The sequence below is a fragment of the Micromonospora sp. NPDC002411 genome (genome assembly GCF_053592955.1).
In genome coordinates this window covers 1-14,160 of sequence record NZ_JBSFBM010000172.1, presented here as the reverse complement: position 1 = coordinate 14,160, position 14,160 = coordinate 1, and the positions used below count along the sequence as shown (strand labels likewise).

Genomic DNA, 14,160 nt, shown 5'->3' with positions numbered 1-14,160 from the left:
TCGCAGCGCCGGCGCCGACCTGGGTCAAGGCGGCCGACAGCCCGACGGCGTACGACTCGATCGACTACTTCATCCGGACGATCATCGATCCGACCCGGTGGGGCCGCACAGCAGGTCGACGCGTGAGGATGAGGAGGCAAGCGTGAGGGGACCCGTGGTGGTGCTCGGCGACACCCTGCTCGACCGGGACGTGGAGGGGGTCGTGAACCGTCTCTGCCCGGACTCCCCGGTGCCGGTGCTCGACGAGACCTCGGCCGTCGACCGGCCCGGTGGCGCCGGTCTGGCCGCGGTGTTCGCGGCCGCGCAGGGCGCCGAGGTGGTGCTGGTGACAGCGCTCGCCGACGACGCTGGTGGCGCCCGACTGAGCGCGCTGCTCGCCGCCGCCGGCGTGCAGGTGTACCCGCTGGCCCTGCCCGGTGCGACACCGGAGAAGATCCGCCTCCGGGCTCGGGGCAGGGTGCTGCTGCGCCACGACCGCGGCGGCGCGTCCGGGGAGCCCGGTGAGCCGTCCGACGAGGTCCTTCGGGTGATCGGTTCGGCGTCGGCGGTGCTGGTCAGCGACTACGGCCGGGGGGTGGCCCGGCAGCCCGCGCTGCGCGACGCGTTGGCCGCGACCCGTGCGCCGGTGGTGTGGGACCCGCACCCGCGTGGCCCGGAGGCGGTGCCTGGTGTGCACCTGGCCACCCCGAACGAGTCGGAGGTACGTGAGCTGGTCCCGGCGGTGCCCGGCGCGTCCCGGTTGGCCACCGCGTCCCGCGGGGCGCAGGGGCTGCGGCGGCGCTGGCGGGCCGGTGCGGTGGCGGTGACGTTGGGCGGTGACGGCGCGTTGCTCTGCCATGCCGGGTCGACGCCGCTCGTGGTACCGACCCCGGGCAGCGCCGAGGGGGACACCTGCGGGGCCGGCGACCGGTTCGCGGCCGCCGCCAGCCTCGCGTTGGCCGAGGGCGCGTTGGTCTCCGAGGCGGTGCAGGTGGCGGTCGCCGAGGCGTCCAGTTTCGTGGCCGGTGGGGGAGTGGCCGCGGCGCTGCCGTCCGATCTGGCGCCGGCGAGGAGCGCGCCCGGCCGGGGAGTCTTCCGGTCGCTGCCGAGGGGCGGTATGGCGGGCGACCCGGTGGGGGTCGCCGCGGTCGCCACGCTCCTGCGGGAGGTACGCGCCGCGGGCGGCACTGTGGTGGCGACCGGCGGCTGCTTCGACCTTCTGCACGCCGGGCACGTGGCCACCCTGCAGGCCGCCCGGCAGCTCGGTGACTGCCTGATCGTCTGTCTGAACTCCGATGCCAGCGTGGCCGGGTTGAAGGGCCCGGACCGGCCGGTGATGTCCGAGGGTGACCGTAGCCGGGTGCTGAGCGCACTGAGCTGCGTCGACGCGGTACTCGTCTTCGACGAGCCGACCCCGGCCGCGGCGCTGTCCTGGGTACGCCCGGACATCTGGGTGAAGGGCGGCGACTACGCCACCGGAGGCGGGGACGACGCCACCGCCCTACCGGAGGCGGAGGTCCTGCGCCGGTGGGGCGGGAACACTGTGGTGGTGCCCTACCTGGACGGTCGGTCCACCACCGACATGATCGTTCGTACGCTCGCGGAGCAGACCCGATGACCGCCACGCGGCCCGGGGCCGGCCCGACGGTCCTGGTCACCGGTGGCGCGAGCGGGCTCGGCGCGGCGGTGGTCGCGGCGGTGGCCGCGTCCGGTGGCCGGCCGGTCGTGCTGGACCGGCAGCCACCGGCCGACGGGGTGTCCTGGACCGAGTGCGACCTGGCCGACACGCGGGCCGCGGAGGTGGCCACCCAGCACCTCGCCGAGCAGGCCGGCGGTCTGGACGCGGTGGTCACCGCCGCCGGCATGGATGTGCCGGGTCGACTCCTCGACGTGCCGGGCGAGACCTGGGACCGGATCGTCGCCGTCGACCTGTTGGCCACCGCGGCGGTGATCCGGGCCGCGTTGCCGTTCCTGCTGACGTCTCGGGGCCGCATCGTCACGGTCGCCTCCACCCTGGGTGTCAAGGCGGTCAGCGACGCCACCGCGTACTGCGCGGCGAAGTTCGGGGTGGTGGGCTTCACCCGTGCCCTCGCCGCCGAGCTCGCCGGTCAGGTCGGCGTCACCCTGCTCATTCCGGGCGGGATGCGCACGGCGTTCTTCGACGAGCGCGACCCGCAGTACAAGCCCGGCCCGGACGCGATCCTCAACGATCCCGTCGACACCGCCGCCGCGATCATGTTCGCGTTGAGCCAACCGCCCGGCTGCGCGGTACGCGAGTTGGTGGTCTGCGCCGAGCAGGAGACGTCGTACCCGTGATCCTCGTGCTGCGCGCCCTCGGCGTCGGCGACCTGGTGACCGCGGTGCCCGCCGTGCGGGCGCTGCGAGCCGCGTACCCCTCTCGGGAGCTGGCGCTCGCCGCGCCCGCCGGGCTGGCTCCGCTCGTCGACCTGGTCGGCGGCGTGGACCGGCTGGTGGACACCTCCGGGCTGGACCGGCCCTTCCGGGTCGGGTCGGCCCCGCAGGTCGCCGTCAACCTGCACGGGCGCGGCCCGCAGTCGCACCGGTTGCTCGCGGCCACCAGGCCCGGCCGGCTGCTCGCCTTCGCTGACCCGGACGGCGACCACGTCGACGGTCCGCAGTGGGCCGACGACGAGCACGAGGTGGACCGGTGGTGCCGGCTGCTGTCCTGGTACGGCATCCCGGCCGACCGGGCCGACCTCGGCCTGCGCCGGCCCGCGCCGGCCGGGCTGCCCGCCGGTGTGACGGTGCTGCATCCCGGCAGCAAGGTCCCCGCCAAGCGGTGGCCGGCCGAGCGGTTCGCCGCGCTGGCCCGGGCGTTGACCGACCAGGGACACCGGGTGCTGCTCACCGGATCGGCCGACGAGCGGGCGCTGGCGGCCCGGGTGGCCGAGGCGGCCGGCCTGGGGTCGGACGCGGTGCTTGCCGGCCGGACCGACCTCGGCACGCTCGCCGCGCTGGTGGCCGACGCCCGGCTGGTGGTCAGCGGGGACACGGGCGTGGCCCATCTGGCCACCGGGTACGGCACCGCGTCGGTGGTCCTCTTCGGGCCGGTGCCGCCGGCGCACTGGGGACCGCCGCCGGACCGGCCCCGGCACCGGGTGCTCTGGGCCGGCGAGGGCGATTGGCCCAGGTGGGACGGGGTAGGAAGCCACCCGACGATGGCGGCCCTGCGTCTCGACGAAGTGTTGGCCGCGGTGGCTGAGGTGGAGAGGGTGGTGCGGGTCTCCGGTGCGGTTGCGGCGTAGTGACCCGGGTCGACCGGGGTACGGACGGCGTCGGCGCGGTCGGGGCTGGCACTTCGTCGACCCGACCGGTGCTCCGGTTCGGGACGCGGAGGTCCTGGCCCGGCTGCGGGAGTTGGTCATTCCTCCGGCCTGGCAGAACGTCTGGATCTCGCCGTACCCGAACGGCCACATCCAGGCGATCGGGATCGACGCGGCCGGGCGCAAGCAGTACGTCTACCACCCGCGGTGGCGGGAGAAGCAGGACGAGGCGAAGTTCTACCACATGCTGGAGGTGGCCCGTCGGCTTCCGGCGCTGCGGGAGCGGGTGGGGCGTGACCTGGACGGCCGGGGGTTGAACCGGGACCGGGTGCTCGCCACGGTGGCCCGCCTGCTGGACATGGGGATGTTCCGGGTCGGCAGTGACCAGTACGCGGCCGGCGACGACCCGACGTACGGGGTGTCCACCCTGCGCCCCGAGCATGCCCGGTCCCGCGGCGGCTGCGTGGTCCTGGTGTTCCCGGCGAAGGGTGGCATCGAGCAGGTACGCCGGATCGAAGACCCGGAGTTGTGTCAGGTGCTGGTCGATCTGCGCCGTCGGCGTCGGCGGGCGGACCGGTTGTTCGGCTACTGGGACGGCCGGGACTGGCGGGATGTGCGCAGCGACGAGGTGAACGGCTACCTGCGTGATGCCAGTGGTGGGGAGATGACCGCCAAGGACTTCCGCACCTGGCACGCGACGGTGCTCGCCGCCACCGAGTTGGCCGCTGCCGCTCCGGCCCGGTCGGTGACCGCCCGGCGCAGGGCGGTGGTCGCCGTGATGCGTGCGGTGGCCGAGCTGCTGGGCAACACTCCGACGGTGGCTCGTGCGTCGTACGTGGATCCTCGGGTGGTCGACCTCTACCACGACGGGGTGGTGGCGTCGGTGGATCCGAAGGCGTCACGCGAGGAGGCCGAGCGGGTCGTCCTGGAGCTGTTGGCGCCGCCGGTCGTCGTTCGGGCCCGCCGCAGGCCGGCCAGTTCTTATGAAACAGGCCCTGGGCGCGGGGCTGACGCGGTTGCGCCCTGCCGCTATCGTCTCGATCACCGCGCCGGTACCCCTCCGGGCGGAGAGTCGGGAGGCAGTCGGTGCTGGAGGATCTGCTCAGCGGTGCCTGGCAGAGCGTCGTGTTCGGGATCGTGGGCGTCGGGCTCATGGCGGCCGGGTTCGGGCTGGTCGACCTGCTGACCCCGGGCCGGCTGCGGGACCTGATCTGGGTCGACCGCAACGCCAACGCCGGGCTGTTGCTCGCCGCCAACCAGCTCGGCATCGCCGGGATCGTGTTCACCGCGATCCTGACCAGCTACAGCGACTTCGGCAAGGGGCTCGCCTCCACCGTGGTCTTCGGGCTGGTCGGGCTGGCCATCATGGCGCTGGCCTTCTTCGTGCTGGACCTGCTCACCCCGGGCAAGCTCGGCGAGGTCATCTGCTCGCCCGAGCCGCACCCGGCGGCCCGGGTCAGCGCCGCCACCCACTTCGGGGCCGCGCTGATCGTCTGCGCCTGCATCGCCTGAGCGCGCTCGTCGTACCCCGGCCGTAGCATGCCGGGCATGAACCGCACGGACCGTCTCTACGCGCTGGTCGAGGAGTTGCGGGCGGTGTCGCCGCGTCCGCGCAGCGCCCGTTGGTTGGCCGCGCGTTTCGAGGTGAGCAGCCGGACCATCGAACGGGACATCGGCGCGCTCCAGGAGGCCGGGGTGCCGATCTGGGCCGAGCCGGGGCGCACCGGCGGCTACGTGCTGGACCGCGCCCGCACCCTGCCGCCGGTCAACCTCACGGCGGCCGAGGCGGTGGCGATGGCTGTCGCGCTGCACCGGCTCGCCGGCACGCCGTTCGCCGGGCCGGGCGGCACCGCCCTGCGCAAGCTGGTGGCGGTGCTGCAGCCGGCCGACGCCGTCGAGGCGCACCGTCTCGCCGGCCGCGTGCACCTGATCGGCGACGGGCCGGCGACACCCGTCCCGGCCGTCGTCGCCGACGCGGTCTCCGCGCGGCGGGTGCTGCGCATCGGGTACGCCGACCGCGACGGCACGGGCTCGCTGCGCGACGTCGAGCCGCTGGGCTACCTCGGCAACACCCGACACTGGTATCTGGTGGCCTGGTGCCGGCTGCGCGACGAGCTTCGGTGCTTCCGGACCGACCGGATCCGGAGCGTCCGGCCGCTGCCCGAGGTGGTGTCCCGGGAGTTGCGCCTGACGGACCTCGACATCCCGCACCGGCGTGTCCGCCCGCTGAGCCTGGTCTGAGGCGCGGCGGCCGGCTCGTCCGGCGTCTTCGTCGGCACGGAAACCCCGTCGGGGTGATCCGGAAACACCGACAGGACGGTGTCGCGGACGGCCCAGAGACTGCTCTGAGACGACGGCCGAACGGCCGACTCGGAAACTCTGGAGGCAGCAGATGTCCACGACGCCCATCACCTGGTTCGAGATCGGCACCGATCGGCCGGAGGAGACGGAGCGCTTCTACGGGGAGCTGTTCGGTTGGACCTTCGAGGAGCAGGGATCGGCCGACGGCGGCTCCTACCGGGTGACAGGTGCCGGCGGCGACACCGGGATCGGCGGAGCGATCCGGGCGACCGACGGGACGTCACCGAACTACGCGGTGTTCTACGCCGAGGTCACCGACGTGGCGCAGACCTGCCGGCAGGCCGAGGCGGCCGGTGGCAAGGTGCTGGTCGCCCCGCGTACGACGCCGGCCGGGCTCACCCTCGCCCACCTGCTCGACCCCGCCGGCAACCACCTCGGCCTGTTCGCGCCGCCGCCCGGCCAGAACTGACGCCGGCCCGGCTAGGCCGCGCCCGCCCGGCCGGCGGCGCGATCGACACTCAGATCGCCGATGTGGCGGTGTCCCGACTCGGGGACACCGCCACATCGGCGAAACGGGTGTTGCTCACGGGTGCCGCGGGCTCACTTGCCGGGCGTACCCGCCGGACCGCCGTGGTGGCCCCACCCGCGGTGGCCGCCGGCCCCTGGGAAGACGCCGGCCTCGACGGCCTTGGTGATGGCGTCGGCCTGCTCCTGGGTGAGCTTGCCGTCCTTGACGGCCTGGTCCAGCCGCTCCTTGAGCGCGGCCTTGCGGTCCTCGCCGGAGGGGCGCTGCGGCCGATCGGCCGGCCGGTGCTGCTCGCGGACCTTCTCCAGGGCGGCGGTCACCTTGTCGGTGGGCACGCCCAGCTCCTTGGCGAGCGCCTCGGCGAACTCGCCCTGCCGGTCGGCCTTCGCGCCGGGGGCCGGGGCGCTGCTGGCGCTCGGTGCCGGGGTGGGGGTGTCCGCGGCGAACGCGATCGTCGGGGCCGCGATCCCCACGCCGAGGACGCCGGCGGTGGCCAGGCCGGCCAGCAGGTGCTTCCTGCGGATGGTGCGGGACATGCTGTCCTCCAGAGGTTCGGTCATCCTGCGCTGTCGTCACCGACAGTGACCGGGCAGCCTGGGTGGAAGCCGTGGCGATCCTGTCAGCGGGCTGATAATCGGCGGGTGGCGGACGAAACCGGTTGTGCCGTCGCTGGCCGACCGGTCAGGGTGGGCGATCCGCCCACGGAAGGACACCGCACGTGACGACCTCCGAGATTCGGGAGATACCGCTCGTCGAACCGGGCGCCGGCCCGTACGGCATCACGGCCGGCCCCGACGGCGCGTTGTGGCTGACGCTGGTCCACGCCGGCGCGATCGCCCGCCTGGGGGTGGACGGCACGGTCCGTACCTGTCCGCTGGAGCCGGCCGGCGGTCGGCCCTTGATCATCACGGCCGGGCCGGACGACGCGCTCTGGTTCACCCGCTCCGGCGACGACCGGATCGGTCGCCTCAGCGTCGACGGTGAGCAAAGCATGATCGCCCTGCCCGCCGGCACCGGGCCGGGCGGCATCGCCGCCGGAGCCGATGGCGCGCTCTGGTACGCCGGGATGACCTCCGACACGATCGGCCGGGTGGACACCGACGGCACCGTCACGGTCTTCCCGTTGCCGGTGACCGGCGGGTTCGCCTCGATGATCACCGCGGGCGCGGACCAGGCGCTCTGGTTCACCCTCCACCAGGCGAACGCGATCGGCCGCATCGACTTCGACGGTCGTACCACGCTGCACCCGCTGCCCACCGCGAACGCCGGCCCGGTCGGCATCACCCTCGGCGCCGACGGTGCCGTCTGGTTCGTGGAGATCGCCGCCGGTCAGCTCGGCCGGATCGCGCCGGACGGCGAGATCGTCGAGTTTCCCCTGCCGAACCGTGCGGCCCGTCCGCACGCCATCGTGGCCGACCCGGCGGGCGGCGCGTGGTTCACGGAGTGGGGCGCCAACCGGATCGGTCACCTCGATCCGACCGGCCGGATCGAGGGCTACGACCTGCTTACCCCCAATGCCGAACCACACGGCATCGCCCGCACCGCCGACGGCGTCTGGGCCGCCCTGGAAATCGGCGCGGTAGCCCACCTGCCCCGGCCCGTCTAGGTGATCAAGAGGTTTGCGTCAAAATCCGGGCCGGACATGACGCAAACCTCTTGATCACCGGGGGAGCCGGGGGGAGACCGCAGGGGAGGCCGTCAGGGTGTTGGTGTCCGTGTTCACTGTCGCTCTGGTGCCTACCGGGACCGTCAGTTGGCCGGGGCCGTGGCCGATGGGGAGGCCGCCGAGGACCGGTACGCCCAGGTCGCCGAGGCGTTCGCCGAGCACGTCGACGATCGTGGTGTCCCAGCCGTCGCCGCAGTCGGTGAACTGCCCGACCGCCACCCCGGCCAGGCCGTCCAGCGCGCCGGCCCGACGCAGGTGGGTCAGCATCCGGTCGACCTTGTACGGGGGTTCCTGAACGTCCTCGATCAACAGCACCGCACCGGTGAGGTCGGGCAGATCCGGTGTGCCGATCGACGCGGCGATCATGCACAGGTTGCCGCCGAGCAGGGTGCCGGTGGCGTGACCCGGGACGCGGACGTCGAACGTCTCCTCGGTGGGCACCGCGCTGATCGTCACCGGCTCGGTCGTCATCAGCGCAGCGTGCAGGGACTCGGCGGAGCGCAGCGGGGTCCGCTCGTCGCGCCAGGCCGCCCCCGGGCCGTGCACCCCGGCCAGCCGGGCACCCCGCCACAACGCGAACTGCAACGCGGTGATGTCCGAGAAACCGGCCACCACCTTCGGATCGCGGCGGACGGCGGCCATGTCGATGGCGTCCACGATGCGCTGGACGCCGTACCCGCCCCGGGTGCAGATGACCCCTCGGATCTCCGGATCGGCGAAGGCGGCGTTCAGGTCGGCGGCGCGCAGATCGTCGGTGCCGGCGAGGAAGCCGTGGCGGGCGTACGCGTTCGGGGCCGGCACCGGGCGCAGACCCCAACCGACGAGCAGTTCCATGCCCCGGGCCACCCGCTCCGGCGAGGTCGGCCCGGACGGCGACACCAGCAGCACCGCGTCCCCCGGCACCAGCACGGGTGGGCGGACGGCGGCGGTGGTGTCCTCGCTGATCACAACCGCAGAGCCTAACCACCGCCACCAGCGCGGGCACGCGGCTCTGTGGCGGGGCGTGGCACGACGCGGCGTACCCGCTAGCCTCGACGGGTGGCAACCGCGCTGGTGATCGAGAACGACCCGACCGACGACGCCCGCCTGCTGGGCGAGTGGCTGACCGAGGCTGGGCTGGAACTGTGGGTGGTCCGCCCGCACGCCGGCGACGAGCTCCCCGCCGACCTGGAGGGGTACGCGGCGCTGGTGGTGCTCGGCGGCGAACAGCAGGCGTACCCGCTGCCGGACGGCTCGCCTGGCGCGCCCTGGTTCCCCGCCGTGGAGGGCCTGCTGCGCAAGGCGGTCCGGCACCGGGTGCCGACCCTGGCTGTCTGCCTGGGCGCGCAACTGCTCGCCACGGCGCACGCCGGGCTGGTCGAACGCAGTCCGTCCGGGCCGGAGATCGGCCCCGGCGTGGTCGGCCGACGCGATGCCGCCGAGGGCGACCCGCTGTTCCGGTACGTGCCGCTGATCCCGGACGTGCTCCAGTGGCACGTCGACGAGATCACCGAGCTGCCCAGGGGCGCGACCCTGCTGGCCGCGTCGACCCGCTACCCGAACCAGGCGTTCCGGCTCGGGGACCGGGCCTGGGGTCTGCAGTTCCACATCGAGTGTGACGCCGCGATGATCGCCGACTGGTCCACCGACTCGGCCCAACTGGCCGAGCTGGGCTACGACCCGGAGTTGGTGGTGGCGGCCTGCGCCTCGGTGCTGCCCGACATCGAGGAGGTCTGGCAGCCGTTCGCCGCCCGGTTCGCCGCGCTGGCCCTCGGCGAGTTGGACGACAGCGTGACGCGGCGCGGCCTGCCGCTGCTCGGGCACTGATGAGCCGGCCGACCAGGGCGCCGGGGCGGCTCGCCCGGTACGGGTTCGGCACCGCCGAGGGCGACGGCGGCGCGCGCGCCGCGGACCTCCTCGGCCCGGACGGGCTGCGGCTGTGGCGGCCGGAGGAGCAGGAGCCGACCGGCGAGCCGGCCGGGGAGTTGCTCGCCGCGCTGTCCCGGGCCGCCGACCCGGACCTGGCGCTGCGTCAACTGCACCGCATCGTCGAGGCTGAACGCCGCACCACCGAGGGCAGCGACGAATCGCCGCTGCTCGCGGAGCTGCATGCCGACCCGGGGCTGCGGCGGCGACTCATCGCCGTGCTGGGCGCGTCGTCGGCGCTCGGCGACCACCTGGTGGCGAACCCCGAGCACTGCCTGACGCTGCGCACCGCACCGGACGGGCTCGCCCCGATCGCCGAGGGGCGGCTGGAACCATTGACGGTGGCAACCCGACGGCGGCGCTGCGCTCCGCGTACCGGCTGGCGTTGCTGCGGATCGCGGCGGCGGACCTCACCGGCGGGCGCGGCCTGGAACAGACCATGGCCGCGCTCTCCGCGCTCGCCGACGCGACGCTGGCCGCCGCCTACGAGATCGCGGTCACGGAGCTGGCGGACGGCACCGAGCGACCCCGGCTCGCGGTGGTGGCGATGGGCAAGTGCGGCGGTGGCGAGCTGAACTACGTCTCCGACGTGGACGTCATCTTCGTCGCCGCCGAGGACGCCGACCTGTCGGCAGCGACCTCGGTGGCGACCCGGTTGATCTCCATCTGCGGGATGGTCGCCTGGCCGGTGGACGCCGCGCTGCGCCCCGAGGGCAACCGGGGCCCGCTGGTGCGGACCCTCGCCAGCCACCTCGCGTACTACCGGCGGTGGGCGCGCACCTGGGAGTTCCAGGCGCTGCTCAAGGCCCGTCCGGCCGCCGGTGACCTGCCGCTGGCCCAGGAATGGATCGACCAGCTCGCGCCGCTGGTGTGGCGGGCGGCCGAACGGCCCGAGGCGGTCGAGGACGTACGCGCCATGCGCCGCCGGATCATCGACCACATCCCGCCGAAGGAGCTGGAGCGCGAGATCAAGCGTGGTCCCGGCGGGCTGCGCGACATCGAGTTCGCCGTCCAGTTGCTGCAACTCGTGCACGGTCGCGGCGACGAGACGCTGCGGGAACCGGGCACCATCCCGGCGCTGCGCGCGCTCGTCGCCGGCGGCTACGTCGGTCGCGCCGACGGCGAGGCGCTCCTGCGCGGCTACCGCTTCCTGCGCAGCGTCGAGCACCGGCTGCAACTCCAGGGCCTACGTCGTACGCACACGGTGCCCACCGAGCCGGGCGCGCTGCGCTGGCTCGCCGCCGCGCTGGGTTTCACGGCCGCGCCGGGGCGCAGCGCCGTGGAGAGCTTCCGGGCCGAGTGGGTCACCCACGCCACCGAGGTACGCCGACTGCACGCCAAACTGCTCTACCGGCCACTGTTGGAGTCGGTGGCCCGGGTGCCGGCGGACGGGCTGCGGCTCACCCCCGAGGCGGCCCGGCACCGACTGGAGATCCTCGGCTTCGCCGACCCGGCCGGGGCGCTGCGGCACCTCCAGGCGCTCACCGGCGGGGTGAGTCGCACGGCGGCCATCCAGCGGACCCTGCTGCCGGTGCTGCTGAGCGAATTCGCCGACGCGCCGGAGCCGGACCGGGGGCTGCTCAACTACCGCAAGGTCTCCGACAAGCTCGGCAGCACCCCCTGGTACCTGCGGCTGCTGCGCGACGGAGGCCCGGTCGCCCGGCGGCTGGCCCGGGTCCTCTCGCTGTCCCGGTACGTGGCCGACCTGCTCGCCCGCGACCCGGAGGCGCTGCGGCTGCTGGCCGAGGAGAACGAGCTGGTCCCGCGCTCCCGGGACGTGCTCCGGGAGGGGTTCCTCGCGGCGGCGGCCCGGCACACCGACCCGGTCGAGGCGACCAGCGCGGTGCGTGCGCTGCGGCGTCGGGAACTGGTCCGGGTGGCCTGCGCCGACGTGCTCTGCCGCGCGGGTTCGCTCGCACCCAGCCCCACGCGGCCGGACGGCGCGAACCGACCGGCTCCCGGCCTGTCCGACATCACCCAGGTCGGCACGGCACTCGCCGACGTCACCGACGCCACACTGGCCGCCGCGCTGCGCGCCGCCCAGGCCAGCCAACCCGCGCCGGAAGGGTTGCGGTTCGCGGTGATCGGGATGGGTCGGCTCGGCGGGTACGAGTCGAACTACCTGTCCGACGCCGACGTGCTCTTCGTGTACGACCCGCCCGCCGGGGCCAGCGAGAGCGCCGCCAGCGCCGCCGCGCACGCGATCGCCGAGGAGCTGCGTCGGCTGCTCGGCGTGCCCGCCCCCGACCCGCCGCTGGGCGTCGACGCCGACCTGCGCCCGGAGGGCCGGCAGGGTCCACTGGTGCGCAGCCTCGCCGCGTACGCGGCGTACTACGCCCGCTGGTCGCGGGTGTGGGAGTCGCAGGCGCTACTGCGCGCCCGGTTCGTCTGCGGCGACGCGGGTCTGGGTGCCGAGTTCGAGGCGATGATCGACCCGGTGCGGTACCCGGCCGAGGGGCTGACCCGTGAGCAGGTCGTCGAGATCCGGCGGATCAAGGCCCGGGTGGAGACCGAGCGGCTGCCCCGGGGCGCCGACCCGGCCACCCACACCAAACTGGGTCGCGGCGCGCTGGCCGACGTGGAGTGGGCGGTGCAGCTCGTCCAGCTCCGGCACGCCGGTGCGAACCCGGCGCTGCGCGGCACGCGTACCCTCGACGCTCTCGCGGCGGCCGAGCGGGCCGGCCTGATCGACCCGGCGGACGCCGCCGAGATGGCCGCCGGGTGGTCCCTCGCCGCGCAGGTCCGCAACGCGTTGATGCTGGTCCGGGGTCGGGCCGGCGACCAGTTGCCCCGGCACGGGGTGGAGCTGGCCGGCGTGGTCCGGCTGCTCGGCCGCGACGATCCGGGGGAGTTCCTCGACGAGTACCTGCGCGTCGGTCGCCGCTCCCGGGCCGCTACTGAACGGGTCCTCAATGCCTGACGCGTCGCCACGCCCGTTCGGGCGGCGCACCGGCTGGACGGCGGCGACCGGGGTCGCGGTGGCGCTCGCCGTCGCGTTCCTGGTCGCGCCCCGGATGGGCACCGACCTCGCGGCGCAGGTGGCGCGGGCCGAGTTCGCCGACCGGTACGGTGCGACGCCGATCGACCTCGGCTGGTACGGCGGTGTCAACCAGTACGGCTACAGCCTGTTCACGGCCCGGCTGGGCGCGCTGATCGGGATGCGTCCACTGGGGGCTGTCGCCGCCGTGCTCGGCGCGTTCGCGCTGGCGTGGCTGTTCGCCCGGAACCGGGCCCGACGCCCGCTGCTGGCCGGCGTCCTCGGTGCCGTGGTCCTGGTCGGCAATCTGGCGAGCGGACGGGTCACCTTCGCCGTCGGGCTGACGTTCGGGCTGCTCGCGCTCTGCGCCGTCAGCACGGAACGCCCACCACGTACCGCCCGGTTGGCGCTCGCCGCGATTTGCGCTGCCCTGGCGACGGCGGCGAGCCCGGTCGCCGGCCTGTTCACCGGGCTGGCCGGCGCGGCGTTGCTGCTGGCCGCCCTCCGGCGTGGGGACGGGCCGGGTCGCGCGCTGGCCGGCGGGTGGCGGGCGGAGGGTCCGCTGGCGGAGGGTTTCGTCCTGGCCGTGACGCCCGCTGTCACCCTCGCGCCGATCGCGTTGCTGTTCGGCAACGGGGGCACCCAGCCGTACTCGGCCGAGTCGATGCGGATCAACGTCGCGCTCGCCGTGCTGGTGGCGGTCCTGGTGCCGCGCCGCCGCCGGGTGCTGCGGGTCGGCGCGGCGCTCACCGTCCTGCTCCTGGTCGCTGCCTACTACGTGCCCAGCCCGATCGGTTCCAACGCGCTGCGCCTGCCGTTGCTCTTCGCGCTGCCCGTGCTGGCCGGGTACGCCCCGCTGCCCGGCCCGTGGCTGGCCGGGCTGCTCGCCGCGACGGTGTGGTGGCAGTCGCCGGTGATGACGAGCGACGTCACCCGGGCCGGTGCCCCGGAGAGCTCCCCGGCGTTCCACCGCCCGCTCGTCGAGGAACTGCAACGACGGCAACCCGTCGGACGGGTCGAGGTGGTGCCTCTGCGCGACCACTGGGAATCCGCGTACCTGCCACCGACAGTGCCCCTGGCCCGTGGCTGGGAACGCCAGGTCGACAGCGATCGCAACTCGCTGTTCTACGACGGCACCCTGAACGCGCAGACCTACGAGAAGTGGCTCCACGACGAGGCGGTGACCTACGTGGCGATCGCCCCGGACGCCCCCGCCGACCGGTGGGGCCGGGACGAGGCCGCGATGATCCGCGCCGGCCTGCCGTACCTGCGGGAGGTCTGGCGTGACACGACCTGGCGCCTGTACGCCGTGGCCGACCCGACACCGCTGGTCGGCGCCCCCGGCCAACTCGTCGCCAGCGACCGGGGTTCGGTCCGCCTGACCGCCGCGCCCGGCGACGTGCCGGTGCGGGTTCGCTGGTCCCGCTGGCTGTCGCTGACCGGCCCGGACGGTTGCGTACGCCCCGGCGCGGACGGGTGGACCGAGGTGCGGGTCCGCGCGGCCGGCGACTACACGATCTCC

At 74.5% G+C, this 14,160-nt stretch carries 11 protein-coding genes and 2 pseudogenes; 11 read left to right on the top strand and 2 right to left on the bottom strand.

The genetic code is table 11. The annotated features are described in order from the left end of the window. Positions 1–142 precede the first annotated feature (142 nt). From ACWCO3_RS20480 to ACWCO3_RS20450, 7 genes and pseudogenes are all read left to right on the top strand, one after another. Entirely contained in the window at positions 143–1,597 is a 1,455-nt protein-coding gene (locus ACWCO3_RS20480) for a PfkB family carbohydrate kinase (protein WP_145783994.1), read from the top strand. After that, the gene (locus tag ACWCO3_RS20475) at positions 1,594–2,295 is read left to right on the top strand and encodes an SDR family oxidoreductase (protein ID WP_358052076.1); all 702 of its coding nucleotides are present in this window, start codon (positions 1,594–1,596) and stop codon (positions 2,293–2,295) included. The genes ACWCO3_RS20480 and ACWCO3_RS20475 overlap by 4 nt, the downstream gene beginning before the upstream one ends. Then, entirely contained in the window at positions 2,292–3,245 is a 954-nt protein-coding gene (locus ACWCO3_RS20470) for a glycosyltransferase family 9 protein (protein ID WP_358052078.1), read from the top strand. The genes ACWCO3_RS20475 and ACWCO3_RS20470 overlap by 4 nt, the downstream gene beginning before the upstream one ends. Then, positions 3,229–4,203, top strand: a pseudogene (locus tag ACWCO3_RS20465) (DNA topoisomerase IB); the annotation flags it as partial. The gene ACWCO3_RS20470 and the pseudogene ACWCO3_RS20465, both read left to right, overlap by 17 nt. Positions 4,204–4,349: 146 nt before the next feature. Continuing rightward, complete coding sequence (locus tag ACWCO3_RS20460) at positions 4,350–4,775, top strand: DUF350 domain-containing protein (RefSeq protein ID WP_088988294.1); 426 nt, start codon at positions 4,350–4,352, stop codon at positions 4,773–4,775. A 36-nt stretch (positions 4,776–4,811) separates the two neighbouring features. Beyond that, positions 4,812–5,504, top strand: a complete 693-nt coding sequence (locus tag ACWCO3_RS20455; protein ID WP_145779611.1) for a helix-turn-helix transcriptional regulator — start codon at positions 4,812–4,814, stop codon at positions 5,502–5,504. Between the two features lie 151 nt (positions 5,505–5,655). Next, positions 5,656–6,033 carry a VOC family protein gene (locus ACWCO3_RS20450; RefSeq protein WP_450011475.1) on the top strand — a complete coding sequence of 126 codons (378 nt, stop codon included), beginning with the start codon at positions 5,656–5,658 and terminating at the stop codon, positions 6,031–6,033. A gap of 131 nt (positions 6,034–6,164) precedes the next feature. Here the strand turns inward: ACWCO3_RS20450 and ACWCO3_RS20445 are convergent, their stop codons facing one another. Next, positions 6,165–6,626, bottom strand: coding sequence for a hypothetical protein (locus ACWCO3_RS20445; protein WP_145785510.1), 462 nt, complete (start codon positions 6,624–6,626; stop codon positions 6,165–6,167). Positions 6,627–6,808: 182 nt separating this feature from the next. Here ACWCO3_RS20445 and ACWCO3_RS20440 point away from each other — a divergent pair, with 182 nt between their 5' ends. Beyond that, positions 6,809–7,696 (top strand): Vgb family protein, encoded by an 888-nt coding sequence (locus ACWCO3_RS20440; protein ID WP_450011473.1) that lies wholly within the window; start codon positions 6,809–6,811, stop codon positions 7,694–7,696. A 54-nt stretch (positions 7,697–7,750) separates the two neighbouring features. Here ACWCO3_RS20440 and ACWCO3_RS20435 read toward each other — a convergent pair whose 3' ends face one another. Continuing rightward, positions 7,751–8,704, bottom strand: coding sequence for a S66 peptidase family protein (locus tag ACWCO3_RS20435; RefSeq protein WP_145779614.1), 954 nt, complete (start codon positions 8,702–8,704; stop codon positions 7,751–7,753). Positions 8,705–8,794: 90 nt separating this feature from the next. Here ACWCO3_RS20435 and ACWCO3_RS20430 point away from each other — a divergent pair, with 90 nt between their 5' ends. The 3 genes and pseudogenes from ACWCO3_RS20430 to ACWCO3_RS20420 form a co-directional block, all read left to right on the top strand. Beyond that, entirely contained in the window at positions 8,795–9,562 is a 768-nt protein-coding gene (locus ACWCO3_RS20430; protein ID WP_145779615.1) for a type 1 glutamine amidotransferase, read from the top strand. Beyond that, positions 9,562–12,581, top strand: a pseudogene (locus tag ACWCO3_RS20425) (bifunctional [glutamine synthetase] adenylyltransferase/[glutamine synthetase]-adenylyl-L-tyrosine phosphorylase). The gene ACWCO3_RS20430 and the pseudogene ACWCO3_RS20425 overlap by 1 nt, the downstream one beginning before the upstream one ends. Then, a partial coding sequence (locus tag ACWCO3_RS20420; RefSeq protein WP_450011470.1) for a hypothetical protein occupies positions 12,574–14,160 on the top strand: 1,587 nt, incomplete at its 3' end. The pseudogene ACWCO3_RS20425 and the gene ACWCO3_RS20420, both read left to right, overlap by 8 nt.

Bases quoted from the DNA above. Each gene is read 5' to 3' on its own strand.
- ACWCO3_RS20445 (WP_145785510.1), bottom strand. From the start codon at position 6,626: ATGTCCCGCACCATCCGCAGGAAGCACCTGCTGGCCGGCCTGGCCACC.
- ACWCO3_RS20455 (WP_145779611.1), top strand. From the start codon at position 4,812: ATGAACCGCACGGACCGTCTCTACGCGCTGGTCGAGGAGTTGCGGGCG.
- ACWCO3_RS20475 (WP_358052076.1), top strand. From the start codon at position 1,594: ATGACCGCCACGCGGCCCGGGGCCGGCCCGACGGTCCTGGTCACCGGT.
- ACWCO3_RS20450 (WP_450011475.1), top strand. From the start codon at position 5,656: ATGTCCACGACGCCCATCACCTGGTTCGAGATCGGCACCGATCGGCCG.